At 42.1% G+C, this 25,961-nt stretch carries 18 protein-coding genes; 11 read left to right on the forward strand and 7 right to left on the reverse strand.

Annotation, left to right across the window (positions count from 1 at the left end; translation table 11 throughout):
- The first annotated feature begins 224 nt into the window (after positions 1-224).
- On the forward strand, positions 225-914 hold the full coding sequence (locus Q0192_RS04405; RefSeq protein ID WP_299286653.1) for an SIMPL domain-containing protein: 690 nt from the start codon (positions 225-227) through the stop codon (positions 912-914).
- Positions 915-980: 66 nt separating this feature from the next.
- Here the strand turns inward: Q0192_RS04405 and Q0192_RS04410 are convergent, their stop codons facing one another.
- Positions 981-1,526: a DUF4468 domain-containing protein gene (locus Q0192_RS04410; RefSeq protein ID WP_299286656.1), complete on the reverse strand. Its 546-nt coding sequence runs from the start codon at positions 1,524-1,526 to the stop codon at positions 981-983.
- A 179-nt stretch (positions 1,527-1,705) separates the two neighbouring features.
- Positions 1,706-2,977: a serine--tRNA ligase gene (serS, locus tag Q0192_RS04415; RefSeq protein WP_299286659.1), complete on the reverse strand. Its 1,272-nt coding sequence runs from the start codon at positions 2,975-2,977 to the stop codon at positions 1,706-1,708.
- Between the two features lie 134 nt (positions 2,978-3,111).
- Here serS and rsmI point away from each other — a divergent pair, with 134 nt between their 5' ends.
- The 9 genes from rsmI to Q0192_RS04460 all read left to right on the forward strand — a co-directional run bounded on the left by rsmI (position 3,112) and on the right by Q0192_RS04460 (position 18,669).
- The gene (rsmI, locus tag Q0192_RS04420) at positions 3,112-3,783 is read left to right on the forward strand and encodes a 16S rRNA (cytidine(1402)-2'-O)-methyltransferase (protein WP_299286662.1); all 672 of its coding nucleotides are present in this window, start codon (positions 3,112-3,114) and stop codon (positions 3,781-3,783) included.
- A 67-nt stretch (positions 3,784-3,850) separates the two neighbouring features.
- A complete protein-coding gene (lnt, locus tag Q0192_RS04425) occupies positions 3,851-5,461 on the forward strand; it encodes an apolipoprotein N-acyltransferase (RefSeq protein ID WP_299286664.1) in 1,611 nt (536 codons plus the stop codon).
- 58 nt (positions 5,462-5,519) lie between these two features.
- Positions 5,520-8,681 carry a T9SS type A sorting domain-containing protein gene (locus tag Q0192_RS04430; RefSeq protein WP_299286667.1) on the forward strand — a complete coding sequence of 1,054 codons (3,162 nt, stop codon included), beginning with the start codon at positions 5,520-5,522 and terminating at the stop codon, positions 8,679-8,681.
- Positions 8,682-8,966: 285 nt separating this feature from the next.
- The gene (locus Q0192_RS04435) at positions 8,967-9,518 is read left to right on the forward strand and encodes a hypothetical protein (protein ID WP_299286670.1); all 552 of its coding nucleotides are present in this window, start codon (positions 8,967-8,969) and stop codon (positions 9,516-9,518) included.
- Positions 9,469-10,107 carry a hypothetical protein gene (locus Q0192_RS04440; protein ID WP_299286673.1) on the forward strand — a complete coding sequence of 213 codons (639 nt, stop codon included), beginning with the start codon at positions 9,469-9,471 and terminating at the stop codon, positions 10,105-10,107. Before Q0192_RS04435 ends, Q0192_RS04440 begins: the two co-directional genes overlap by 50 nt.
- An 85-nt stretch (positions 10,108-10,192) precedes the next feature.
- On the forward strand, positions 10,193-11,950 hold the full coding sequence (locus Q0192_RS04445) for a response regulator (RefSeq protein WP_299286675.1): 1,758 nt from the start codon (positions 10,193-10,195) through the stop codon (positions 11,948-11,950).
- Between the two features lie 247 nt (positions 11,951-12,197).
- Positions 12,198-15,389: a tail fiber domain-containing protein gene (locus Q0192_RS04450; protein ID WP_299286677.1), complete on the forward strand. Its 3,192-nt coding sequence runs from the start codon at positions 12,198-12,200 to the stop codon at positions 15,387-15,389.
- A gap of 27 nt (positions 15,390-15,416) precedes the next feature.
- A complete protein-coding gene (locus Q0192_RS04455; protein ID WP_299286679.1) occupies positions 15,417-18,263 on the forward strand; it encodes a T9SS type A sorting domain-containing protein in 2,847 nt (948 codons plus the stop codon).
- A 160-nt stretch (positions 18,264-18,423) separates the two neighbouring features.
- On the forward strand, positions 18,424-18,669 hold the full coding sequence (locus Q0192_RS04460; RefSeq protein WP_299286682.1) for a hypothetical protein: 246 nt from the start codon (positions 18,424-18,426) through the stop codon (positions 18,667-18,669).
- On the opposite strand, the gene Q0192_RS04465 is transcribed toward Q0192_RS04460, so the two are convergent.
- The 5 genes from Q0192_RS04465 to Q0192_RS04485 all read right to left on the reverse strand — a co-directional run bounded on the left by Q0192_RS04465 (position 18,656) and on the right by Q0192_RS04485 (position 25,500).
- Complete coding sequence (locus tag Q0192_RS04465) at positions 18,656-19,501, reverse strand: N-acetylglucosamine kinase (protein WP_299286684.1); 846 nt, start codon at positions 19,499-19,501, stop codon at positions 18,656-18,658. The two genes, Q0192_RS04460 and Q0192_RS04465, sit on opposite strands and share 14 nt — an antisense overlap.
- Positions 19,498-19,884: a response regulator gene (locus Q0192_RS04470; protein WP_299286687.1), complete on the reverse strand. Its 387-nt coding sequence runs from the start codon at positions 19,882-19,884 to the stop codon at positions 19,498-19,500. Before Q0192_RS04470 ends, Q0192_RS04465 begins: the two co-directional genes overlap by 4 nt.
- A 64-nt stretch (positions 19,885-19,948) precedes the next feature.
- Complete coding sequence (locus Q0192_RS04475) at positions 19,949-21,289, reverse strand: TolC family protein (RefSeq protein WP_299286690.1); 1,341 nt, start codon at positions 21,287-21,289, stop codon at positions 19,949-19,951.
- A gap of 5 nt (positions 21,290-21,294) precedes the next feature.
- A complete protein-coding gene (locus Q0192_RS04480; protein ID WP_299286693.1) occupies positions 21,295-24,414 on the reverse strand; it encodes an efflux RND transporter permease subunit in 3,120 nt (1,039 codons plus the stop codon).
- A gap of 6 nt (positions 24,415-24,420) precedes the next feature.
- The gene (locus Q0192_RS04485; RefSeq protein WP_299286696.1) at positions 24,421-25,500 is read right to left on the reverse strand and encodes an efflux RND transporter periplasmic adaptor subunit; all 1,080 of its coding nucleotides are present in this window, start codon (positions 25,498-25,500) and stop codon (positions 24,421-24,423) included.
- 285 nt (positions 25,501-25,785) lie between these two features.
- Here Q0192_RS04485 and Q0192_RS04490 point away from each other — a divergent pair.
- Positions 25,786-25,961: hypothetical protein (locus Q0192_RS04490; protein ID WP_299286699.1), on the forward strand; the 176-nt coding region annotated here is incomplete at its 3' end.

Consider the following 25,961-nt stretch of genomic DNA (forward strand, 5'->3'; position numbering starts at 1 on the left):
GTTTGTCTTGAATTTTTGGTTCTTTTTGTTCAAGCAAAAAGAACGTTAAATACAAATTAGCATGCTTCTTTTACCGGCATAAAAACAGTATCAAATCCAAACCACAATTATTTTATTATTTTTTGTATTTGAATAACAGCCGTTTAAATTAAATTTCGTTAAAAACCTCAATTTTGCTGCGACCAAATCCATAAACTTTCGTCTATCCAATAAAATCGTTCAACATGAAAAAGCTATTACTTATATTGTTTTTATCGGCCACAACTTGTACTACATTTTCCCAAAGCGTTGATTTGCGTCGAAAAATAACCGTAACCGGAAATGCCGAAACAGAAGTTACGCCTGATATTATTTACTTCAGCATTTCCCTAAAAGAATATTTAAACGGAAAAAACAAAGTGGGCATTTCAACCCTGGAAAGTCAGTTGCAAAAAGCGGTAACCGCAGCCGGAATTGCCAAAGCTGATTTTACCATCAACAATTTATCGTCATACAATTATGTGCCGGAAAAGAAAAAGAACGCCGACTTTTTGGCTTCCAAACAATACCGTTTAAAGCTGAAAGATTTGAACAAGATCAACCAAATTTTAGATGCCGTGGACGATAAAGGAATCCAATCAACCGGAATTGATGGCTACGATTATTCGGGCATTGATCAACTTAAAAACGAATTGAAATTGAAAGCTCTAAAAGCAGCCCAGGCAAAAGCAACTTTTTTATTAAGTGGAATTGGCGAGAAATTAGGTGGTGCCATAGACATCCAGGAAATCAACAACGAACCAATGCAGCAACCCGTTTTCCGCGCCATGGTAATGAAAACCAGCAGTGCCGATGCGGCTACCGAACCGGATATTGATTTTAAAAAGATCAAATTAAATTACCAGATCCAGGCGGTTTTTGAAATTGTGAAGTAAGGTTGCCTGAATTTATAGCGATAAAAGAAGTATTTAAGACAAATACATCAACAACAGATGGACACCCTAAAAATCATCCGATTTCTTTTTCATTGTGTTGGTCAGCACATCTATTTTCTTTAAAAACAAATCGTCCATAGCAGTCAATACACGTTTTCGAAGGCCGATTCCCAACAGGCCGCCGCCTTTGCCTTTGTCAACATCGTACAAAGTATGTTCCTGGCCTTTAACCTTGTCATCATAAACCAGAATGATGTTATCAAAAGTATAACGGTAACGCCCTTTTTTAAGTTCGAGCTTGATGTTGTACCGCAAAGTCATCTTTTCGGTGCCAACGCCGGTTTGGGTTTTAAAAGTGGCCGGTTCTTCAACCGAAGCAATTACAACTCCATTAGTCGCATCATCCTTAGTTATCTTTGTGTTGATCAAAGCCAGTTTTGTGAGGAATAATTTGGCATCTTTATACAAATCGGCAACAGAAAGAGTCGTATCCACTTCAACCACATTGCCATAATATAAATACCGGTCTTCTACTTTATAATGAAACGGCCCGCTTTGCGCTTTTGCCAGCAAAGGCAGTAAAAACAGGGCCGCTATAATAAATTTTTTCATGTTGTTCCTAAATTTTTGTTGATAGTTGAGTATCTATTTGCCTTAACCTGATCATTTCCATGAACGCCGCTGCTAATTTATAGTTTTAGATAATTGCAGCCCAAACCAGGAAAAGCTTAAAGCATTTTTAGGTTGATGCTTCTTTTACCCCTATAAATTTTATCCCTATAAAAATAGCATCAGTCAATATACGCAAACTTGGTATAAGGCACCAAAACCTCCGGGATCTTAATGCCATTTTCGGTCTGGTTATTTTCCAATAAAGTAGCTACAATCCTCGGCAAAGCCAAAGCGCTTCCGTTCAATGTATGCGCCAACTGGTTTTTACCTTCGCTGTTGCGGAAACGCAGTTTTAAACGGTTACTTTGAAAAGTTTCTACGTTAGAAACCGAAGAAACTTCCAGCCAGCGTTGTTGCGCGGCGCTCCAGGTTTCCATATCGTAAGTTAAGGCAGCGGTAAAACCCATATCACCGCCGCACAAACGCAAAACGCGGTAAGGCAAACCCAATTTTTGCAAGAGGGATTGTACATGCAAACTCATTTCCTCCAAAATTTCATAAGATTTTTCGGGATGTGCAACCTGTACAATTTCCACTTTATCAAACTGGTGCAAACGATTTAAGCCACGCACGTGCGCGCCATAAGAACCTGCTTCACGGCGAAAACATGGCGTATAACCGCAATTTTTAACCGGCAATTCTTCTTCTTTCAAAATCACATCGCGGTACAAATTGGTCATCGGAACTTCGGCAGTTGGGATCAAAAACAGGTTATCTTCGCCCACAAAATACATTTGTCCTTCTTTATCAGGCAATTGCCCGGTTCCAAAACCTGATGCTTCGTTCACCAGCAAAGGCAATAGGCGTTCATCGTAACCCGCTTTTTCAGCTTCGTCCAGAAAAAAAGCAATCAGCGCACGTTGCAGTTTCGCGCCTTTGCCTTTATAAACCGGGAAACCGGCACCGGTAATTTTTACGCCCAGTTCAAAATCAATCAAATTATATTTTGCAGCAAGTTCCCAATGCGGCAAGGCATTTTCAGGCAATTGCGGTTTTTCGCCGTTTTCTAAAACCACTTCATTTTCTTCGGCCGTGCTTCCTTTTGGTACAGATTGATGCGGTAAATTAGGCAGTAAAAAAAGCTTTTGCTGCTGTTCGTTTTCCAGCGCAGCTAACTCCTCACCAAAAGTTTTGATGTCGTTTTTCCAAGTTGTGGTTTGATTTTTAACCGCTTCGGCTTCTTCTTTTTTGCCGCTGCGCATCAGTTCGCCAATTTTTTTTGCTGCGGAATTTGCTTCTGCGGAAACTTGTTCCAGTTTAGTTTGTGTTGAACGGCGTTTTTCATCCAGCGCCAAAATTTCATCAACCAATTGCGGCTGTTTAAAATTTCGCACGGCCAAACGTTCCAAAACCTTTTCCCTGTTTTCGCGGATATAACTAACTTGCAGCATTATTTTAATTTTTTGGCAAAGATAGAATGAGTTGTGGGTTTTGTGTTGCGGGTTGCCAATTTTAGGTGGATAAAAACAGCATCCCAATTAAACCAGAACCAACAACTCAAAACCGACAACACGCAACCAAACAAATGGAAGGCAAACTTTACCTCGTACCAACACCAATTGGCAATTTGGAAGACATGACTTTCCGCGCCATCCGCATCTTAAAAGAAGTTGATTTAATTTTGGCAGAAGATACGCGCAATTCGGCTCCGATGCTTAAACATTTTGGCATTACCGGAAAAGTTTTCTCCCATCATCAGCATAACGAACATCAATCTACTCAGGAAATTATTAAGTTTTTAGGTGAAGGAAAGCAAATTGCATTGATTTCTGATGCCGGAACGCCTGCCATCTCTGATCCGGGATTTTACCTGGTTAGAGAAGCTTTAAAAAATAATTTTCCGGTTGAGTGTTTGCCCGGCGCAACCGCTTTTGTTCCGGCATTGGTTAATTCCGGTTTGCCGAATGACCGTTTTATTTTTGAAGGATTTTTACCGGTAAAAAAAGGACGGCAAACGCGTTATTTAAGTTTGGCAGAAGAAGAACGGACGATGATTTTTTACGAATCGCCGCACCGTTTATTAAAAACGCTGGATGAAATGATTACGCATTTTGGTGCAGACCGACAAGTTTCCGTTTCACGCGAGTTAACCAAATTATTTGAAGAAACCGTTCGCGGAACGTTAACAGAAGTTAAAACTTATTATGAAACGCATACAGTAAAAGGCGAATTTGTGATTGTGGTTAGTGGTTTATAGATAATAGTTCATAGTTACTGCACCCTCGCCGAAAGCTGATACCTGATTGCCAATACCTCACCCCTCAATGAAAAACAAAATCTTCCTCGCCATACTTTCCGGCCTATTACTATGGATTGCCTGGCCGCCAACGCCTTATACCGCATTTTTATTGTTTGTAGGCTTGGTACCGATGCTTCTTTTACTGGAAGAAATTATGCAATCCAATTCCAACAGAAAAGGTTTCCTGATTTTCTGGATGAGCTTTTTGGGCTTTTTTATCTGGAACACGCTTTCCGTTTATTGGGTTTATAATTCCATCAAAACCATTGGCGCGCTGGTTGCCATTCCGATTTCGCTCATCCCCTACTCGCTTGGCCCGCTACTGATGAGTACGGCTTGCTGGTTGTATTATCGTTTGCGAAAAGTTGCGCCGCTTGGTTGGAGTTTAGCGGGTTTAGTTTGCTTTTGGATTGGTTATGAATATTTGCACCAAAGCTGGGATTTGGCTTTCCCCTGGATGACTTTGGGAAACGGTTTTGCCATCAGCCATAGTTGGGTTCAGTGGTACGAATACACGGGCGTTTACGGCGGCACGATTTGGATTTGGCTGGTCAATATCCTGATTTTCCTGATCTGTATCAACCTGAAAAAACAGGGGCAAAAGAAGCATCGGCAACGTTTGGTTGCGGCAACTGTGCTGGCAGTTTTGCTTCCTTTAAGTTTTTCTTTGTTTACTTATTTCAATTACGAAGAACAGGATGATCCGTCAAACATTGTAGTGGTGCAGCCCAATATTGATCCTTATGAAAAAGTGGGAACAATATCGACTTCAGATCAAATCAATACTTTAATTACACTTTCTAAAAAAGTTGCGCAGCCAAACACCGAGTTTTTTATCTGGCCGGAAACTGCAATTTTTGATGAAAAAGGCGTTGATGAAGATCAAATCAGAAGCAGCAATTATTATTTGCAGGTGCAACGCTTCCTTTATCCCTACAAAAATGCAAATGTGTTAACGGGGATCGAATCTTACAAATATTACAGTCATGACCCAACGCCTTCATCCGAGCAAATCCCCGGGTATAATGTATTTGTAGATCATTTTGATGCAGCCGTAAATATTGAAAACTCGGCCAGGGTTCAGTTTTACCATAAATCAAAATTAGTTCCGGGCGTAGAGCAAATGCCTTTTGGTTCTGCATTATCCTTTTTGAAACCAGTTTTTGCGCATTTGGGCGGAAGCACGGGCAGTTATGGCAAACAGGACGAACCGTCGGTTTTTTATTCGCAAAGCGGAATTGGTGCTGCGCCGGTTATTTGTTATGAATCCATTTATGGCGAATATGTAGGAAAATACGTGCTAAAAGGAGCACAGTTTATCGCGATCATTACCAATGATGGCTGGTGGGAAAATACTTCGGGCAAAGACCAGCATTTGGATTATGCCAAATTAAGGGCAATTGAAACACGGCGTTGGGTTTGCCAGTCTGGCAACACCGGTTTATCTGCTTTTATTAACCAACGCGGCGACGTTGTAAAACAAACTAAATGGTGGACACAAACAGCTATTAAGCAAGACATCAACCTAAACAGCGACCTTACTTTTTATGTAAAACACGGTGATTATTTGGCCAAAGCAGCTTCTATAATTGCTTTTTTAATTATTATTTACTTAATAGTTAAAAAATATTTTTAAAAGTATAAATAATAAATATCTTTATGGCAGAAGGTTTTTCTTTCTGACATAAAGCATTTTGAACTTATCGCAAAAAATATTATTTAATATTATCAGCAGCCGGAAAGCAGTTTGCTTTGCCATGCTTCTTTTATGCCCTATTTTTTATGCTGATGCTGCTGCCATTACTTCAACAAGTTTAGGTGGCGATTGGAACGTTGGCACAACCTGGATTGGCGGCATAGTTCCAAGATCAACTGATGATGTGGTAATTGCGGCAAATGCAACAGTTACCATGGATGCGGCAAATACTTCAACCGGTATTTTAAGTTTAACGGTTTCATCCGGCAGCACTTTACAAACTGGTGCCACGGCAGGCAATATCCGTTTTTATATCAAAGGCAACATTGTTAACAACGGCACAATTAATTTTTGGCTAAGCAGCACGCAGGGTTCGGGCTTAACGTTGACTGGAAACAGTACCTGGTCGGGAACAGGAAGCTGGAATTTAGCGCAGTTATTTATTGGGAATTTTGCGTTAGAAATTGCCGGTAACATCTCGCTCGCAATTAACAGAAGTATAACTGTTGGCACCGGCTCTTTAAATGCGGCAAACAAAAATGCCGGTTTTACTTTCGTGTTTTCCGGGCCTGAAAATATTACTGCGGCTAGCCTGTCTTCAAGTATCTTTTACGGAAACATAACGGTAGATAAAACGAATAGTTCCTATCTGCGGTTTGCAGCTACGGCAACTTCATCTCCAACAAACACCATTAATATTTTAGGAAACATCAATATTTTATACGGCAATGAGTTACAGGTTTACACCAACAATTTGCTTGATATTAAAAATAACCTTTCGGGAAGCGGTAAAATTACCGGCAGCACCAGCAGCGATATACAGATCAGCGGTACAGGAAACGCAATTCTTTTTAATTCCGGCGGTTCCGGTTTCAGGAATTTTACCGTTACGCGGCCAAACGGCGCAACTATTGATAGCACCATCGCCATTAATCAAACCCTGTCCCTGCAAAACCAGTGCAAATTGTACTTGCCTATTGGAAAATCAGCCAACGGAAACCAAACTTTTACGGTTGGTATAAGTACTTCTGCCGGAACGATTATTGGCGATGGCTACTTGGCGCAGCAACCTGCAACCAATGCTTACCAGTTTACCGATTTAACTTTAAACGGAACCGCGCCTGTTGTCAACCTGCGCTTTTCTCAGATTTCTGGCGAAAACGTGATCCATAATTTAGTGGTAAACAAAGCATCAGGCTCGGTCAATTTATTGGATGGCGGCTTGCTTCAAGTGAGAAATACCTGCACGCTTACCAACGGGACTTTTAACATCGGCAGCGGGACTTTAAAACTGACTGGCACAATTTCGATGAATGCTGGCGGGAATTTAACCGGTTCTACGTTGGCCAACTTAATTGTCGGTAATGAAATTGCAAGCAGTAACGCTACAATTTATTTTAACCAAACCGATGCCGCAAGCCGGTCCTTAAAAACTTATATGCAAGTTCGTAACGGTACAATTACTTTGGGGACGCCTTTAGAAGTTAATAATTTGGTGGATTTAAACGGCGGCACTTCTGCTAACATTTTAAACTCAGCAAGTAATTTAACGCTGGTTTCTACCGAAGCCGGAACGGCACGCGTTAATAATTTAGGCGCTTCTTCCATTACCGATTCTGTTTTGGTTCAGCGGTTTATCAAAGGTGGTGTAAGTTCGAGACGGAGTTACCGATTGCTTTCTTCGCCGGTTTATCAGGTGCCAAATGTTAATCCAAGTTTGCGGCGATACTATTTCAGCCGTGTTCAGGATCAAATTTTGATAACCGGGGCAGGCGGAACGAGTAATGGTTTTGATGCTTCACCGGCAAACGGGCCAACGATTTGGAAGTATAACGAAACTGCAGCTACAAACGCTTTACAGGATTTTGTACCGATCAGTAGCATCAGCAGAAATCATTCGGTTACCACGCAGGATTTTTTGACTCCCGGCAACGGCTTTCTTCTGTTTTTCCGCGGCGATAGGTTTAACAACGTCAGCAATAAAACCAGCGCACCTTTTCCCGTTCCCGAAGATGTAACTATCACTTATAAAGGTTTGTTAAACCAGGGAAATATTACAGCAACTGCGCCTTTTGGTGCCGCAACCGGTTTTTTATCTTTTACCAACAAAGCTGAGGCAAACGATGGTTTTAACCAGGTTGGCAATCCGTATCCTTCTTCGATTGATTGGGAACAATCCGGTGGAAGCGGTTCGGCAATTGCAACTTCCAACCTCAACCCAACCATTTACATTCTCGATCCGGTTACCAAAAACTACGGAACATATACTAAAGGCGGAACTTCCACAGGTAATGCCACGCGTTATATTGCTTCGGGTCAGGGTTTTTTTGTGAAAGCAAATGCGGCAAACCCAACCTTAACTTTTACCGAAGCCGCCAAAGCAACCGATACTTCCAATCCTATAGTTTTAGGTGGAAAAACACCTTTGGCTTTAGATTTTTTAAGGTTGAAATTAGAAAAAGACAGCGTAAACTACGACGATATTTTACTAACCTTCAAAGACGGCCAGCAGGAAGGTTACCGCGCGGAAGAAGATGTAGACGATTTAACCAGCGCAAATGCCGCCGTTTCTTTTTCGGCTTTAAGCAAAACGGAGCAGAAACCATTGGCGGTAAATGCTTTGCCCATTCCGGAAAAAGTTAGTTTTATACCAATTGCTATTGATGCTACGGCGAGTGGGCAATACAAAATAAAGCTGGTTGATTACGCCACCCGTTTTAAAAACGAACCTATTTTTCTCAAAGACAATTACACTAAAGATTCTGTTGATTTACACTTGAAACCTGAATATGCTTTTTTTATCAATAAAAATTTAGCGGCAACTTATGGCAGCAACCGGTTTACGGTTTATTTTAAAAAAGCTGTTGCTAATTTGCCGGTTGTTATCAAGCAGCCAATTATAACAGAACCTGTTACTGTGCTACTTTACCCAAACCCGGCCATCAACGAAATCAATTTTTTGATCGGTAAAAGAAGCATGGGCAATATCCGGCTCAGCATTTATAACAACACGGGCGTTAAGATACACTCCTCCCTTTACCAAAACTTATCTGGGTTTAAACACAATGTTTCCCAATTGCAGCCTGGTGTTTATGTAGCCGAATTGCTGGACACTGCCACCGGAAACTCCATCCAAAAAATAAAATTCATTAAAAAGTAGGGAGGGTAAATCTTCTCTGTCCGGTTTTGATGCTTCTTTTATGGCATAAAAATTAGTGTTATTGCCGTTAATTTTGGCTAAAACCAAGCATTTTTTTCTTAAATCCACAGCCTAAAAGCTAAGGCAATTAAACTTCTACTCCTTGTTTTTGAGATTATTGAATAATCAATAACCAATGCTTCCCCGGCACCGTACACAGGTGATTGATTAACCATAGCGCCAGTTGGCTGAAAATCAGTTATACATTCGATGAGCAAATTTCATTCAAAAAGCATAAATGTTTTTATGACTCTGGACCAGCAAGTGATTGACGGTTACTTTAACAAACACGACCCGGCACCCATATACAAACGGCAGTTGAGCCATCAGTTTGAACGGTATATTTTGGATACAGTAGCAACAGCAAAAAGGTACGATGTGATATTTTACAAGTTTAAATGTACCAACGAAAACGATAAGCAATATGCCGAACCGCTTATGTATGCTGTACACCGCCACTTTTCTGACCGTAAAACGGAAAGGATGAAAGAATTTGTACGGTTTAAACAGCGCAACTGGATTTTGCTGGCCGTAGGCATAGTTGTGGCCATCATTTGCCAGGGCTTTTTACCATTGCTTTTTAAGCAAAGCCAAACCTTACATACAGGCTTAATTAACAGTTTAGACATTTTTGCCTGGGTTTTGCTTTGGCACCCTATTGATGAGCTTATTTTTCATTGGAACCCGTATTTGAAAGACATACACCTGCTCGAGAAGTTGGGAACAGCAGAATCAATTATTATTGAAAATGAAAAAAGGACTGTTGCCAATAATGATCCTATGCGGGTTGTGGCATAGCGTAATTGCGCAACACGCCGGCCTGGAGCAATATTATTACATGGGCACTTATAGGGAATTTACGTTTGTTCCGGTTGCTTATTTCCAAAGCAGCAAAAACTGGTATGCCGAAGGGCGTTATAATTATGAAGCATTGAACACACTATCATTGTATGCAGGCAGAAGTTTTGAAAGAAAAGCTGCGTTTTCTTATGTGGCCAACCCTATTGCCGGTGTGGTTTTAGGGCGGATGAACGGCGGTTCTGTCGGTATAAATTTAGAAATAGACTACCGTAATTTTTATTTCAATACACAGTCGCAATATACGTTTTCGGTACAGCAGCGCAGCAACAACTTTATCTACAGTTGGTCTGACCTTACCTACAAACTCTCCGAAAAATTTGCAACCGGCGTGTCTTTACAGCAAACCAAATTATACCAGTTAAACGGTGCAATTGAAAAAGGTTTTTTGATAAAAGCCAGTTATAAAAACTGGGCCTTCCCGCTTTACATTTTCAGGCCCGAAAGCAGCGAACGCTATTTTGTATTGGGCCTTAACTACGAATGGCAAAAAAACAGTGCTAAAAACAGTATCGGCCAATTTAACTAAACACATTTAACTATTACAAGCATAACCAATTAAAATTATGTTTACACTTTGCTTCTTTCTGCCCGCTATCAAAACACTATTGCTCATGGCAATATGGTTTACCTGGTGGTTTAATTTGATAGTTTTATTGGTGTTGCTGGCTGGCGGGTACATTTTGCATTATTTAAAAATGAACGCTCTGCTACATAAAAATGCCGACCTTGAACGGAAACTGCTTGAACGGAGCGAACTGCTTACTTATGCAAAAGCCAATGCACAAAAAGCAAGCGAAGATGCTGCTTTGGCCAACCGGAACAAAAGTGCTTTGATTGCCAAGATCAGCCATAATATCCGCACGCCCATGAACACCATTATGGGCATGGCTTCTTTGCTCAACGAATCTGTGCTGAACCAGGAACAGCAGGAATTTGCGGCCAACATTTTGTATTCGGGCGAAAACCTGTTGTCTATCATCAATGAAATATTGATGAACGATATTTTGGAGTTTTCAAAAGTGGAATCGGGCCGGGAACTGGAAGCCAAAGAATTTGACCTGCGCAACAATATTGAAGAAGTTTTTGATGTTTTTGCGCCGAAATTAGCACAAACAGACATCGAACTGATCTATTCTATTAGCCCTGATGTCCCTGTCCAGCTAATCGGCGATGCCTTTTGCCTGCGGCAAATATTGGTAAACCTGACCGAATATGCACTGCGGTTTACTACCGAAGGAGAGGTTTTGATAGCTGTAAATTTGATTGAACTGGTTGGAGAGAACCAGGCAAAATTAGCTTTTGAGATTAGGGACACCAGTGCCGGTTTTTCCTCGGAAAAATTAGCTGCAATCGTAAAAAGCCTGCAATCAGATACAGCAGAAGGCAACCAAAATTCGGGCAGTAAAACGTTGGCCATTTGCAAAAAACTAATTGGTTTGATGGGCGGATCGCTAACTATTGAAAGCCGGGAGAAAAAAGGAAACATCTTTAAGTTCAGCATCTTAACCAATTTCGGCAAGCAAAATTTGCGGGCAAACACACAGGCAGAAATGGCAAAACTGGCCGGTAAAAAAATATTGATAGCAGATGATAATTTAACCCTCAGCAATATCTTCAAAAACCAATTAGTAAGGTGGAAACTTGTTCCTTTTGTAGCCAACTCGGGCAAACAGGCATTGCAAATTTTAACACAGGAGACTGGTTTTGATTTAGCATTGATTGACATGCAAATGCCGGAAATGGACGGGGTTGAACTTGCCCGGGCCGTTAAACAAAACCACCCGGATTTGCCTATCCTTTTGATGAACAAAACCGGCAATGAAAAGTATAAAGACCATGCAGCCCTTTTTAATGCTGTAGTTGAAAAACCATTGAAACACCATAACATCATCGGCCAGACTTTGAGTTTGTTGTGGCAAAAAGGCAAAGATGGTGCAGGCAAAGACCAGTATGCCAAACAAAAACTTTCGGTAGATTTTGCCGAACAATACCCGTTGAATATTTTAATTGCAGAAGACGACAGGATGAACCAGAAACTGGTAACCAAAGTGTTGAACAAATTAGGTTACAATCCGCAGGTTTCTGAAAACGGAAAAGACGTTTTGGAAGTGGTAAGCCATAAAAACTTTGATTTAATTTTGATGGATGTACAAATGCCGGAAATGGACGGCCTGGAAGCTACAAGGATGATTCGGGTTTGCCTGTCCGAACAGCCAATCATCATCGCCATGACGGCAAATACACTACAAGGCGACCGCGAAGAATGTTTAAAAGCTGGTATGGACGACTACATGAGTAAACCGGTAAGGCTGGACAGCCTGGTCAATATCATTGAAAAATGGGCTTTGCAAAGCCAGCAAAAACGATAATAAGTTATTGGCAAATACTTCTTTTACCGGCATAAATTAAGTATCAACCGGCGAGTGCTTTATTTTTGGGAGAGCGGCATGCTTCTTTTTAAAAAGCAGGTTTTAAAGATATTTAAACTTTTAGGTGATAAAAGAAGCATGGTTAACCGAAGGAGTAATATCAACCTAAACCAGCCAGCCGATTTGCATTTTTAAAAATACAACCTATAGAAGCAGTTTTCGTAAAAGCCAACTATCAGTTAGATTTATGAAAACATTTAAACTTATATCCAAAGCTTTTATAGGCCTGTGCTGCTTGCTTGCAACCGAAAAAGGCTTGGCACAAAACGTAGGCATTAGTGCAACCAGTGGTTTTACACCCGATGCCTCCGCAGGTTTAGATGTGAGTTATAGCAACAAAGGTTTGCTTGTTCCGCGTGTTGCCCTTACCGCAACCAATGCTGCCGGGCCGATAACCTCTCCGGCAATTTCGCTTTTGGTTTATAACACCGCTACGGCCGGTACTGCGCCTAACAACGTTACACCGGGGTATTATTATTGGAACGGGGTAGCATGGACGGCACTATCTACCGGAACGCAAACTGCAAATTCAGCTTGGGCAACTACCGGTAATACAGGCATCAACTATAAAACTAATTTTTTAGGAACAACGGACAATCAGTCTCTACGCTTTCGTACCAATAATGCCCAACGGTTTTTATTGGATAGTTTGGGCAACGCAGCTATCGGTAGTGCGCCTGTATTTTCTGCTAATGCAGAGAAACTTTTGGTGGATGCCGGTACAACTTCGTCTTTTAACGTCATAAGCGGCAAAGGCAACTTAAATAATTATTTACAACTGAACATCCAGAATAATAATGCCGGTACTTCCGCAAGTTCCGATGTAGTTGCCACTGCAGATAATGGTACTGAATCCGTAAATTATGTGGACATGGGCATCAACAGCAGTGCTAATACTTCTGCATTTTATGGGGCTGCAAACGATGCTTACCTTTATAATGCTGGTGGTTCTGTTGGTGGTAACTTTTTTATAGGCACCAGTACTGCGGGCAAAAGCCTGGGCTTTTTAACGGGCGGCGGCGCAAGTAGTAATGAAAGGATGCGCATTGACGGTAACGGTAATGTGGGCATAGGAACTACAACACCTTCTCAGAAATTAGATGTAAACGGAAGCATTAATGCAGCAACTTCCCTTATATCCCAAGGTTCAGTTTTTATTGATGCCGCAATTACAAATACCGGCGCGCTATCACCGGGATTAATACTTGGAGGCATTGGTTCGGGTGAAAGTATTTCTTCAAAACGTACATCAGGAACGAACCAATACGGTATTGACTTTTATACCGCAGGTGCTAACCGCATGAGTATCAACAACGGGGGAAATATAGGTATAGGCAACAATGTTCCAACAGAAAAACTGGACGTAACTGGCAACCTAAAATTTAGCGGTGCATTAATGCCTAATAACAATGCCGGTACTGCCGGTTACTTTTTACAGTCAACAGGAGCCGGAACTTCTCCTTTATGGGTTAGCCCTGCTGCCAGCTCGGCTTGGGCAACAACCGGCAATACAGGTACAACCGCCGGTACAAATTTTATCGGTACTACTGATGCCCAAGACATGGTGTTTAAAGCTAACAACGTAGAGCGGATGCGGATTGTAAATGGAGCAAGTACTACAACCGGCACTACGGGAGATATTACGATCGGCGATGCAAACTCCGGGACACTAAGATCTACAAAAGAATTGGTTATGCGGCAGGATGGCGACTTGTACGGCCCATCTACTTTGCGGTTAAGAAACAGGGCTGGCCAAAATGGTGCGGTGTTTGAAACAACAGGCGGTTCTGCCAATTTGGTAGATTTTATTTTTAACACGGGTGCTGTTGCATCTCCCATAAGCAGTAATATCCGTTTCGAAACACGGTCCACAAATATGAAAGTAACCGGCAACACTACTGAATGGCAGTTTGGGCAACCGGATGTGGTTAACGGCGGGCCTACACTGGTTACTGGGGCTTCGGGCACAGGCAGTAATTCGGCTTTTTTGATCGGCAAAGTAGGCATAGGCAATAATGCTCCTACAGAAAAACTGGACGTAACAGGCAATTTAAAATTTAGCGGTGCATTAATGCCTAATAACAATGCCGGTACTGCGGGTTATATTTTACAATCGGCAGGGGCTGGCACGCCACCGGTTTGGGTAAGTCCGGGTGCAGGCCAGGGCTGGGGTTTGGCAGGTAATGCAGGAACTACAGCCGGAACAAATTTTATCGGCACGACAGATGCTCAAGATTTTGTGGTAAAAACTAACAACACAGAAAAAATGCGTGTTGCCAGCACAGGTGATGTTGCTATAGGCGGTACTGCTTTTAACAGCACAAACCCAGAGCAGCTTTTGGTAGATGCCGGTACAACTTCTTCTTTTAATGTTATTAGCGGAAAAGGCAACCTGAATAATTATCTGCAACTGAACATCCAAAATAACAATGCAGGCGCAGGTGCCAGTTCTGATGTGGTAGCCAGCAATAATACAGCAACTGAAGCTGTAAATTATGTAGATATGGGTATCAACTCAAGCGGAAACACCAGCACGGGAGTAATAGGCGGGGCAAGTACCGCTTATTTGTATGCTACAGGCAATGATTTTGCCATAGGCAACGGGACAGCGAACAAAAACTTAATGTTTTTTACAGGAGGTACAGGTTCTACAGAACGTATGCGCATTGACGGAACTGGGAATATGGGCATCGGTACTACTGCACCTTCTCAAAAGTTAGACGTAAACGGAAACATTAATACTGCCAATTCCATTTATCTTGATGCCGCTGGTGCTAATACAGGAACCAGCGGTCAGGGTTTATTGGGTCCGGGTTTATATTTTGGAGGTTCAGCCAGTGGTGAAACGATTTCTTCAAAACGCAATGCAGGAACAGACCAATTTGGGCTAGACTTTTATACTTCGAGTAATAACCGTATGACTATTGCCAGTGGTGGCAATGTTGGCATTGGCACAAATGCGCCTGGTTATAAATTAACTGTTGCGGGCATAGTTGCGCCTACCATTGATAATACTTATAGTTTAGGTGTAAGTACAACTAATCGCTGGACAACTGTGTACACTGTAAACGGTGTCAGCCAAACTTCTGACAGAAGGCTTAAAACCAATATCACAAACCTAAATTATGGCCTAAAAGAAGTACTTGCCCTACAACCCGTTGGTTATAATTGGAAAGAAAAACCAACTGCAGAACATAAAATAGGTTTAATAGCCCAAGATGTTAGAAAAATAGTTCCGGAGGTGGTAGTTGGCGATGAAACAAAAGAGAAACTGGGGATGAATTATGCAGAACTGGTGCCTGTTTTAATTAACGCAATTAAAGAGCAACAGAAAGAAATTGATGATTTAAAGAAGGCTGTTCAAAAACTTCAGCAATAACAATTTCATCTGCTTATCCTAAAAAACATGAAAACCGGTAAATCAACAAGCCGTACAGAACTACAAATTATTCTATGGATAATGCTTCTTTTACCTGCCTTTTCTTTTGCGCAAGGCATCGTAAATAACGGCGCAGCAATTATTATAAACGGCACCTCTACCCTAACTTCCAATGTTTATATCAATATTAACGGGCCAACCGGGAACTATGTAAATACCGGAAGCGGCATTATCAACTGCACCAATATCGGTTATGATATTAATGCTGATGGTAGTGCTACATCTTCCCTGATTGTCGGCGGCAACTGGACAAATAATGCTTTAAACGCAGGTATTACCGGCAATGGTTTAACTACTATTTTTAACAATACAACGGCTACACAAACCGTAGGCGGAACCGCTTCTACAACCTTTTTCAACCTGATTTGTCAGGGTTTGGACAAGACTTTCAGTGCGCCTTCTGCCTCGCCGTTTGCGCTTCAGGTTGGTTTAAATTACAGTGTTAACACTGTGGTTAATTATTCCAATATATCTTCCATTACTATTGGTAAAATGTTTATGGGCAATACAGCCATTAATTCGGGTAGCATACCTGTAACTATCGGCGATGATTATTTAAATACAGCTACAGGTTACAATGTAACTGGGGATTGGACCTATAACGGCTCCGGGCCAAGCGCCAACCAATTAATAATTGGTGCATTAAATTATAAAAACTTAAACATGCTTTCTGCTACCGGCACTGCCAAAACAGGTCCTATAAACGGGGCAACCACAGTTGCAGGCATTTTAACGGTTGCAGATAATTGTACAATGCAAGCCAACGGAAACCTAACCTTATTTTCTACCGCCACCGGAACCGCCAGTGTTGCACCATTAACCGGAAGCGCAAACATTACCGGTAACGTAAACGTGCAACGTTTTGTAACCGGAAGTTATGGCCGCGGTTACCGCCTTATCTCCTCTCCCATCAATACGGCTGCCGGTTTTTATACCATTGCACCACTGATTAATTACACACCCGTTACCGGGCCAAATCCCGGCGCAAGTAGTTTTGATGCTTCCAACACCAACAATGCTTCGGTTTGGATGTACCGCGAAGGCGACCCTTTCGCTGCAAATACCGCTGTGAAAGACAGTGAATACAAAGGCATTTACTCTTTAACAGAAAACATCCCGGTTGGCACAGGCTTGTTATTTTTTAACCGCGGTAGCCGCGGCACTAACCTCACTACAAAATTACGCGGCCCTGTTTTCCCAACGCCCGATGATTATGCCTATGCTTTTACCGGAACTTTAAACCAAGGCAATATTACTGTAAACGTGCCGCAAAACAACATCAACAACTTTACGGTAAGCAGCCCTTACGTTAAAGAAAGCCCGGGTTCTTCCGTTCAAAGTGCTTATTACTACAGATACAACGCCTCCTATGCGCCGGTATCCAATTTGCAGCGCACCAACTGGTACGGAACAAGCGGTAAAGTGGGCGACCAGGGAACAGATGGTTTTAACTTGATCGGAAACCCTTACGCCGCAACGATTGATTTGGACCAAGTAACTTTCGGTACTGATCTCGACAACAAAGTATATGTGTTCAACCCGTCAAACAAACAGTTTTCATATTACACCAAAGGCAGCGCAACATCAGGCTCTCCGGTTACCGATGGCAACGGCGCAAACCGTTATATTGCCAGCGGACAAGGTTTTTTTGTGCGTTGCAATGTAGTCAACTCTACCAATGCCGGTGTTACATTTGCCGAAACCAATAAAGTGATGCAGCAGCTTACCGGTTCAACTTCGCCATTATTGTTGATGTTGGCACCGGTAAAAGGAGGTTTAGACCTCAAACCCAATATTATGGGCGGGCCAACCAACAGCAACTTAAACCTTGCTCCCGGCATTCAATCAAGCTTAATGTTGCAATTGCGGACAGACAGTATCAATTACGATGGCATAGGCTTGTTTTTCAACAAAAACGGGATTGCCAATTACGATAAAGACGATGCCGCCGATATGGACGGGATGACGCCCAGTGTTTACCTCTCCAGCTACTCTGCCGATAACCGCCGTTTGGCCATCAACAAAATGCCAACCGTAAATGCCGATATGCGCATTAAGCTTTTTGTAGATGCTACTTCTACTGCCAACCAACAGCTAAAGATTACCGATATGGCCAATATCGCGCCCAAATACACTATTTATGTAATTGATCATCACCTCAAAGATTCGGTACAACTAACGCCAATCAACCCTTACAACTTCAGCATAAACCGTTCTGATACTTCTACTTTAGGTGCAAACCGTTTAGAATTGGTGTTTAAATTGAATGCGGCCGGTGCCTACAAATTGGTAAATTTTACCGGAAAAATTTCGAGCCGCAGCGTTGTTTTAAACTGGACAACCAGGAATGAAGCCAACTATACTTCTTTTATCATAGAAAAAAGCACGGACGGCGGAAAAACATTTGTAGCGGTTGCGGCACTTGCTTCCAACAACAGCGGCGCTTATACTTATACCGATAATTATGCCGATAACGGAAATCTGGTTTACCGCTTAAAACAAACCGTTTTAGAAAGCAGCAGCTTATATTCTGATCCTGTAAAAATCAACTTTAATGTGCTTAGCGCATCCGCATTTTATGTTTACCCGAACCCGGCTTTCGCTTACATTCAGGTTAACAATACACAACCATTTAAAGGTTTGGGCGAAATCAGGATCACCAGCATGAGCGGTAATTTGGTTTTGAAAACAACGGTAAACGGCAGTAATGCACCGCGGATTGAAATTGCCCAGTTAAAGCCCGGGATTTATGTAGTCGAACTGACTGATGCTTCTAAAAAAGTAATTGGCCAAACCAAATTCATCAAACTTTGACCAATTTATGCAGGTAAAAGAAGCATTGGTAAAATTTATCAAACTTCGACAAATTTGTGCCGGTAAAAGAAGCATGAACAAAATCTATCAAACTTTAACCAATTTATACCGGTAAAAGAAGCATTGGGAAAATGAACATTAAATTGTTATTTTTGATAACATGAAGCTTAAAAGAATCTGTATCTTTTTATCAGCAACATTTTTGTTGTTGCTGATGGCTATTGTACAAGTAAAAGCCCAAGGGCCGGGAACGCCTTGCGGAGACCCTGATGTGGATTGCCCCATTGATACACCCGTAATTTTACTGGCTGCGGCGATACTGTTTTTATCAGTAAAAAAAATTACCGAAGCCGGCCACACTAAAAAAATGCCGGTAAAAGAAGTATCAGGTATTATTCGCGGTTGAGGAGAAAATTAACCAAATCGTGGATGGGGTGTTTCATAATTTTCCCAACTTTAACTTCGTGCTCGGCACATATTTCCTGCAGTTCATCCTTTAAATGCCAGCCAACAGAACCTACAAAATGGCATTTCAGGTTTTTATATTCTGGGTAACACTTGATGTTGGTGTTTACAAACTCGGTCAAGCCGTCAAAAATCAAAGTTTTGCCATAACAGCCCATTTTTATTTCGCCCAAAAAAGTCGCAAAAGTGGCCAAGAAATAATTGGCGCCGGGCTTGTGGTAAACCTGGTTAATCACGCTCTCTTTGGTAAGCGCATATTTTTTGTTAAACAAACAGCTTTCGGCTTCAGGCATCCGGCCGTACAAATAATCGGTTACCAGCTTTTTTCCGAAATAACTTCCGGAGCCTTCATCGCCCAAAATATAACCCAAGCCATGTTTGCCGTCAAAAATATTTTCGCCATCAAAATAAGTGATGTTAGAACCTGTGCCCATAATGCAGCACAAACCGGTTTCGGTGCCGCAAGTAGCATAAGCGGAACCCAGCAAATCGCTGTCTACACTTACGTAAGCGTTTTTAAACAGTTGGCTTAGTACGTTGGAAACTACTTCACGCTTGTCCGGGCTGGAGCAACCCGCGCCGAAATAATAAATTTCTTTTACATTTTCGGCCTGGGCAAGCAGTTTTTCCTGTTTGCCAATCACTTTTTGGATCTCTTTGTCTGATAAAAAAAACGGGTTGATGCCCGCTGTTTTAAACTCCTGCTGCGGTTTGCTCGGTTCTGTTAATATCCAGTCTGTTTTGGTTGACCCACTGTCTGCAACTAAAATCATAGATTGATTTCTTCCAGCTTTTGTTGGGTAAGTGGTTTGTATAAAAACTGGGTTACGTAGGGGCTTTCCATCACTTTGCGGTGGTCAAAAGGGTCAAGCGATGAAGTTAAAATATAAATCATGGCCGGATGGGTGCTGTTTACTTTGAGTTTATCGTATTCTTTCAAAAATTCGTAAGCATTCATTTGTGGCATCCGCACATCCAAAAAGATAATGTCCGGTGTATAAAGCCCGTTTCTCAACTCTTCAAGCGCTTCTTCTGCCGATTCTTTTACGATTACTTTTTTTGCAAAAAATTCATTCTCAATAATTTTTCGGTTGATCATGTTATCAATGTAATTGTCATCAATTAATAAACACAATTCGTATTTTGGGTTCGGCATAGGATTAACTTCGTTTAAAAATATGTAATTATCTATGCAATAACAAGTCCAATTATTAAAAATTTTATTTTAAACTGATGTTTCCGGTAATCTCCTTTAAACTTACTTCTGCCAGTTTGGTTTGGTACTGGTCGTTAAAAAAACGGGTTTGTGCATCCAGATAGTTCCTTTGCGCTTCCCTTACTTCCAACGGCGTGATGTTTCCCAGCCGGTACTTATCCAGTGAAATATCGAGGTTCCGTTTGGCAATTTCTACGTTTGATTGTTCTAACCGTATCAAATCTAAGCCGGATAAATAATTAAGGTACAAAGAGTTGATTTGGGATTCAACCTGCTGTTGTACCAAACTGCTGCGGATATCCGCACTGTTAATCTGCAATTTTGCCACACGCTCTCGCCGGACTTGGTTAAAACCATCAAAAATATTTACGCTCGCCGTTAAACCATAATTAAAGCCTTTTGTATTTTGTACCCGCGTAAAACCGGCCGGCGTTTTACTATTGCTAATGCCATAGCCGCCATTTACCCCAACTATCGGGTAACGGATGGACCTTACCTGCCGCAGGGATATTTCTGTCAGCCTTTTGTTGATTTGGGCAGCCAAAATAGCCGGGTTGGCAGCGTGTGCCTGGTTAATCAATTCGTTTAAAGAAATTTGGCTTTGGATATTGATCGTATCCGGAACAGAAAAATCTTCATTTAATTTACGGACCAGCAACTGGTTGAGGCTGATTTTGGTTGTGTTAAATTGCTGGATTTGGGTAAGCAAAGCAGCCGTATCGGTATTAAAATTAACTTGTGCGTTTAAAACATCCAGTTTGGAGGCACGGCCAACATTATATTTATCGGTAGCAAACCGCAATTGAAGACGTGAAATTGCGATTGCTCCTTTTAAGGATATAATTTGCTGGTTCTGGTTAATCAGGTTATAATAAGTCGAAATCACGTTGGCCAGCGTACTTTGTATCGTATCGCGTTGGTAAGCCTCACTCCTTTTGTTTAACTCTTTTAACTGATCGTAATTGGCAAACATGGCAAACCCATCAAAAATGGTCCAATTGATGTTAGGGCCGTAAGTATAACTTGAATTATGGAGTTTGTTCAACTTGTTGATCGTTCCGTCTGTCCGGGTTTGGTTGATGTCCAAAATACTGCTGTTAGTGCTTGCACCGGCCGCCAGCACCGGTAAAAAACCGGCATTGCCCAACGTTACATTGGTGGTTGCAATAGTGGTATTGTTTTTTGCCAGCCTGATGTTGTAGTTGTTTTGCAAGGCAATGCTAACGGCATTTTCTAAAGTAAGCAGCGGTGCCTGTTGTTGTGATTGTGATTGCTGCTGTTGTGCAAATAAACCGGGAACCAAAAAAAACAGGCATAAAAGAAGTATCGGTATTAATTTCTTCATTATTGTTAAATTTGATGTTCCGGCAGCAGTAATGGTTCCTGGTTTTTTTCTGTTGGCACAGGTTCATCATCCGGGTTGTGTTTTACTTTGGCAGAAAAAACGGTAAACATCACCGGGATGACATACAAGGTTAACACCAATGAAAACATCATCCCGCCCATAATTACAATCCCGAGCGAAACCCGGCTTTTTGCACCGGCACCCAAAGCAAAAGCGATCGGAACGGAACCCAGAACTACCGCTAAACTCGTCATTAAAATGGGGCGCAAACGAGAAGTTGCCGCTTCCACTACCGCGTCAAATTTGTTTAAACCGGCAGATTCCATCCGCTGGTTGGCAAATTCTACAATCAAAATCCCATTTTTCGTTACCAAACCAACCAAGGTGATCATGCCGATTTCGCTAAAAATATTTAAAGTCTGGTTAAACAGCCAGAGTGATAAAAATGCGCCGGCAATAGCCAGCGGAACGGTGAGCATCACCACAAAAGGGTCAATAAAGCTTTCAAACTGTGCGGCCAGAACCATATAGATCAGCAACAACGCGAAAGCAAAGGCATACAAAATATTGGATGAACCTTCGGCAAAATCGCGCGACGGCCCGGCCAAATCAGAACTGAAACTTTCATCCAATCGGCCTTTGGCAATACGCTGCATTTCTTTAATCCCTTCGCCAATGGTATGTCCCGGCGCCAAACCTGCCTGTACCGTGGCCGATTTAAAGCGGTTAAAGTGATAAATAGAAGGCGGCGTAGAACTTTCGGTTACGTGTACTACATTGTCCAACTGAATCAACGCGCCCGTTGAACTGCGTACATAAATGGATGTAAGATCGAGCGGCTGGTCACGGTTGGAGCGGTCAACCTGCGCAATCACCTGGTATTGTTTTCCACTAATAAGGAAGTAATCCAAACGGCCGGCGCTGTAATACAACTGTAGCGTGCGGGCAATATCGGCCACAGAAACACCCAAATCACGAGCGCGGTCGCGATCAGTGGTGATGGAAAGTTGTGGCTTGGTAAATTTCAGGTTTACATCCACGCCTTGAAAAATCGGGCTTTTATTTGCTTCGGCCATAAAATCGGGCAACACTTTCCTAAGCTTTTCAAAATCCTGATTTTGGATAACAAACTGCACCGGCAAAGAAGTACGCGCGCCGCTGCCGCCGCCGCTGATAGTTTGCTCCTGGATAACGAAAGTTTTTGCATCCGGAAAACGCGCTAAGTTTTTGGTCATGTAATCGGCAATTTGCTGTTGGGTGCGAACACGCTGGTCAGGGTTTACCAATCCGATCCGCCCAAAACCTGAATTGATACTGGAACCCGGAGAAATAACAGAAATATTAATGTTTTTTTCGGGGATAGAATCTTCCACAAACTGCGAAACTCGGTTCATGTAACGCGTCATGTATTCGTAGGAAGCGCCTTCTTGCCCCAATACGGTAAAGCGCAGCAAACTACGATCGTCCAGCGGGGCCAATTCCGAAGGCGTAATTTTAAACAGTACGCCGACAATAACCAGGGAACCAACCAGAATGACAGCGGAAATCCACTTTCGCTTCATAAAATTGATGAGTGAACTGGTGTAAGAGTTCGTCATGTTCACAAAAAAAGGTTCGGTCTTTTCGTAAAACTTGGATTTCTTTTGGTTTTTGCGGATTAGTTTGACGTTAAGCATCGGCGTAAGCGACAACGAAACGAAAGCCGAAATCAACACCGCACCGGCAACGACGACGGCAAACTCCCGAAAAAGCCTTCCGGTAAAACCTTGTAAAAAAACAATCGGTAAAAACACAGCCGCCAACGTAACCGAGGTAGAAATCACCGCAAAGAAAATTTCTTCGGAACCTTCGAAAGCAGCTTTGCGGATGTCCATGCCCTCTTCAACTTTTTTATAAATATTTTCGGTTACCACAATCCCGTCATCCACCACCAAACCAGTTGCGAGTACGATTCCTAAAAGTGTAAGTATATTGATGGAGAAACCAAAAATATACATGATAAAAAAAGCACCGATGAGCGAAACCGGGATATCAATGAGCGGCCGGAAAGCGATCAGCCAATCACGGAAAAACAAGTAAATGATGATCACCACCAGCACGAATGACACCAGTAATGTTTCCTGCACTTCTTCGATGGATTGGTTGATAAAACGCGTGTTGTCCAGCGCAACTTCTACTTTAATATCGGGCGGCAAATCTTTTTTTACCTGAGCCAAACGCTTGTAAAAATCTTTGGCAATTTGTACATAGTTGGCACCCGGCTGCGGCACAATGGCCAAACCAACCTCCGGAATGCCAGATTCGTTTAGCGCTGTTTCTTCGTTTGCGGCACCCAAAATAGCGTATCCCACATCACTTAAATGGATCACCCGGTTGCTGTCTGCCCGGATAATCATGTTATTAAAATCCTTTTCGGTACTTAATTTTCCTAAGGCACGTACGGCCAGTTCGGTATTATTGCCTTCAATTTTTCCTGCCGGAAGTTCCACGTTTTCCTGTGCCAAAGCATTTTGAATATCCGTAGCAGCCAGTTTATACGCCGCTAATTTATTCGGGTCTATCCACAAACGCATGGCATACTGGCGTTGCCCCTGCACGTTCACCGCACTTACGCCCGGAATAGTCTGCAAAGCTTCCTGCAACACGTTTTCGGCATAATCATCAATTTGCAAAATGTTGCGCGTGTTGCTGCTTACCGTAATCGTGATGATGTTGTCAGCATTGGCATCGGCTTTGGTTACTACCGGCGGCGCATCAATATCTTGCGGCAACTGCCGCTGCGCTTGCGAAACCTTATCGCGTACATCATTGGCTGCCGTTTCCAAATCTGCATCCAAGTTAAATTCTACCGTAATGTTACTTGAACCGACAGAACTGGTGGAAGAAATGTTACGGATGCCCGGAATACCGTTGATTACTTTCTCCAGCGGTTCGGTGATCTGCGATTCGATAACATCCGAATTGGCGCCTGAATAATTGGTAGAAACAGAAATGATCGGCGGATCAACCGAAGGAAAATCACGCGTTCCTAAAAACTTGTAGCCAATGATACCGAAAACCACGATAGCAACAGACATCACGGTTGTTAAAACCGGCCTTTTTATACTGGTTGAGGATAAACTCATAGAATTTTAATGGATAACTTTAACAATTTTCAACGGCACTTTTGGCCTTAACTGGATAATACCGGTTACAATTAAACTGTCGCCGGGTTTTAAACCGTCAACAATCTGGATTTTGGTTGCCGTGCGCACATCCGTTTTTACATCCCTGGAAACGGCTACCCCTTTTGATGCCACAAAAACCTTACTGCTTTTAATATCCGGGATCACACATTCTGTAGGCACTAAAATCGTTTTCGGGATTTGTTCTAAGGTTAGATTGATCTTGGCAAAACTTCCGGCTCGTAACAAACCTTTCGGGTTAGGGGATTTTGCGCGAATGGTGATGGTACGCGAAGTTAAATCCAAATTTGGTTCTATCGCATAAACTGTTCCTGTAAAATTATCCCGCGAACTTTCTATGTTAAAATGGATTTTACTGCCAGTTTTAATCAACCCTAAATAACGTTCGGGAACGGCAAACGTAATTTTTGCCGGGTCAATATTCACCAAAGTAGCAATCGAACTGGTTGGCGAAAGGTAACCGCCCGGACTGATATTGCGCAAACCAATAACGCCCGAAAATGGCGCCCGTACTTCTGTTTTGGCTATTTGTGCACGCACCAGATCGGCCTGGGCTTTCAATACGTTTAAGTTAGACAGCGAAGTATCGTATTCTTCTCGGCTTACGGCTTCTTTTTGCAGTAAAATCCGGTTACGGTATTCTAATTGTTCGGCCAATTTTATTTGTACCTGCGTTGATTTTAGCGAAGCAACTTGGTCTTTATTATAAACCGTAACCAATAACTGCCCTTTGCTCACGTGTGTGCCTTCCTTAAAATAAATATTGGTGATGTTGCCGGCCGTTTCGCTGCGCAGGTCAACCTGTTCGTTGGCATCTATCGTTCCGGTAATATCAATGGCGTTGCTAAAAACGGTATCTTTTACGATCATCAAATTAACCGGGACTGGCTTGTTCAGCTTTTTGCCGCCTTTGCCCGATGCCGGTTCGATCTTTTTATCTTTTGCGCTTGCACCGTAATATTTGTTGTAAATAAGGTAACCGATCAGTAAAATCAGTAATGGATAAATAATGTATTTTGGCTTCATTGATCGCTTCTTTCCCCTGCCGCAACAAGGATTGGCTGTAAATATAACAATCTACTGCTTTCTTAATTTTTATACGGTAAAAACAGTATGGTTATTTATAATCTTTTTGCTGATTGCTTTCCGGCAATATCCCCAACATTCAGGCTTGTAAAACTAAAAGTTAAAGCTATATATTGTTTACCTGTATCAACCATTTTACAACTTTGGCAAGCGTAAAATCATCGCAATTAAAAGCTAAAATAAAACCTAATGCTTCTTTTAGCATTGTAATTATTTAAACCCATTATGAGCGAGAAGACCGGCCAAACGCATATCCGTTTCCAAATTTCTTTTACCGAACCACAGGCACATTATGTTGAAATGCAAATGGAAATCAGCAGCATCAATGAGGATCAGCTTGAACTGATTATGCCGGTTTGGGCACCCGGCTCGTACCTCATCCGTGAGTTTTCAAAAAATGT

The sequence above is a fragment of the uncultured Mucilaginibacter sp. genome, from assembly GCF_937859865.1.
Classification (GTDB): domain Bacteria; phylum Bacteroidota; class Bacteroidia; order Sphingobacteriales; family Sphingobacteriaceae; genus Mucilaginibacter_A.

What these genes read in the sequence shown, in the direction of transcription:
- Q0192_RS04435 (WP_299286670.1), top strand. Translation starts at nt 8,967, where the DNA reads ATGACTCTGGACCAGCAAGTGATTGACGGTTACTTTAACAAACACGAC.
- Q0192_RS04460 (WP_299286682.1), top strand. Translation starts at nt 18,424, where the DNA reads ATGAAGCTTAAAAGAATCTGTATCTTTTTATCAGCAACATTTTTGTTG.
- Q0192_RS04445 (WP_299286675.1), top strand. Translation starts at nt 10,193, where the DNA reads ATGGCAATATGGTTTACCTGGTGGTTTAATTTGATAGTTTTATTGGTG.
- Q0192_RS04470 (WP_299286687.1), bottom strand. Translation starts at nt 19,884, where the DNA reads ATGCCGAACCCAAAATACGAATTGTGTTTATTAATTGATGACAATTAC.
- serS (WP_299286659.1), bottom strand. Translation starts at nt 2,977, where the DNA reads ATGCTGCAAGTTAGTTATATCCGCGAAAACAGGGAAAAGGTTTTGGAA.
- lnt (WP_299286664.1), top strand. Translation starts at nt 3,851, where the DNA reads ATGAAAAACAAAATCTTCCTCGCCATACTTTCCGGCCTATTACTATGG.
- rsmI (WP_299286662.1), top strand. Translation starts at nt 3,112, where the DNA reads ATGGAAGGCAAACTTTACCTCGTACCAACACCAATTGGCAATTTGGAA.
- Q0192_RS04465 (WP_299286684.1), bottom strand. Translation starts at nt 19,501, where the DNA reads ATGATTTTAGTTGCAGACAGTGGGTCAACCAAAACAGACTGGATATTA.
- Q0192_RS04485 (WP_299286696.1), bottom strand. Translation starts at nt 25,500, where the DNA reads ATGAAGCCAAAATACATTATTTATCCATTACTGATTTTACTGATCGGT.
- Q0192_RS04405 (WP_299286653.1), top strand. Translation starts at nt 225, where the DNA reads ATGAAAAAGCTATTACTTATATTGTTTTTATCGGCCACAACTTGTACT.
- Q0192_RS04455 (WP_299286679.1), top strand. Translation starts at nt 15,417, where the DNA reads ATGAAAACCGGTAAATCAACAAGCCGTACAGAACTACAAATTATTCTA.
- Q0192_RS04410 (WP_299286656.1), bottom strand. Translation starts at nt 1,526, where the DNA reads ATGAAAAAATTTATTATAGCGGCCCTGTTTTTACTGCCTTTGCTGGCA.
- Q0192_RS04480 (WP_299286693.1), bottom strand. Translation starts at nt 24,414, where the DNA reads ATGAGTTTATCCTCAACCAGTATAAAAAGGCCGGTTTTAACAACCGTG.
- Q0192_RS04450 (WP_299286677.1), top strand. Translation starts at nt 12,198, where the DNA reads ATGAAAACATTTAAACTTATATCCAAAGCTTTTATAGGCCTGTGCTGC.
- Q0192_RS04475 (WP_299286690.1), bottom strand. Translation starts at nt 21,289, where the DNA reads ATGAAGAAATTAATACCGATACTTCTTTTATGCCTGTTTTTTTTGGTT.
- Q0192_RS04440 (WP_299286673.1), top strand. Translation starts at nt 9,469, where the DNA reads ATGAAAAAAGGACTGTTGCCAATAATGATCCTATGCGGGTTGTGGCAT.